Origin of the sequence: Limosilactobacillus sp. DJ3M12 (genome assembly GCF_947381695.1) — a bacterium.
Taxonomy (GTDB): domain Bacteria; phylum Bacillota; class Bacilli; order Lactobacillales; family Lactobacillaceae; genus Limosilactobacillus; species Limosilactobacillus kinnaridis.
Genome location: NZ_CANCWY010000072.1, coordinates 1 through 375 on the forward strand (window position 1 = coordinate 1; position 375 = coordinate 375).

At 50.9% G+C, this 375-nt stretch carries 3 tRNA genes; all 3 read left to right on the forward strand.

Going from position 1 to position 375, the window contains the following annotated elements:
- Window positions 1-126 precede the first annotated feature (126 nt).
- The 3 genes from QOS06_RS10760 to QOS06_RS10770 all read left to right on the forward strand — a co-directional run bounded on the left by QOS06_RS10760 (window position 127) and on the right by QOS06_RS10770 (window position 375).
- Window positions 127-218 (forward strand) — tRNA-Ser (locus QOS06_RS10760).
- Window positions 219-225: 7 nt separating this feature from the next.
- Window positions 226-297, forward strand: a tRNA-Glu gene (locus tag QOS06_RS10765).
- 5 nt (window positions 298-302) lie between these two features.
- A tRNA-Val gene (locus QOS06_RS10770) sits at window positions 303-375 on the forward strand.

The following is a 375-nucleotide window of genomic DNA, read 5'->3' on the forward strand; positions in this document are numbered from 1 at the left end:
CGAACACAGAAGTTAAGCTTCAACACGCCGAAAGTAGTTGGGGGATCGCTCCCTGCGAGGATAGGACGTTGCCACGCAAAATCAAGCTTTGGCACCTGGTCTTAATTGTGCCAGGGCTTGGATATTGGAGAGTTGTCCGAGCTGGCCGAAGGAGCATCATTGGAAATGATGTATACGGGTTAAAGCCTGTATCAAGGGTTCGAATCCCTTACTCTCCGTTAATATGACCCGTTAGTCAAGTGGTTAAGACACCAGCCTTTCACGCTGGTATCGTGGGTTCAAATCCCGCACGGGTCACTTTTGGAGGATTAGCTCAGTTGGGAGAGCATCTGCCTTACAAGCAGGGGGTCACAGGTTCGAGCCCTGTATCCTCCA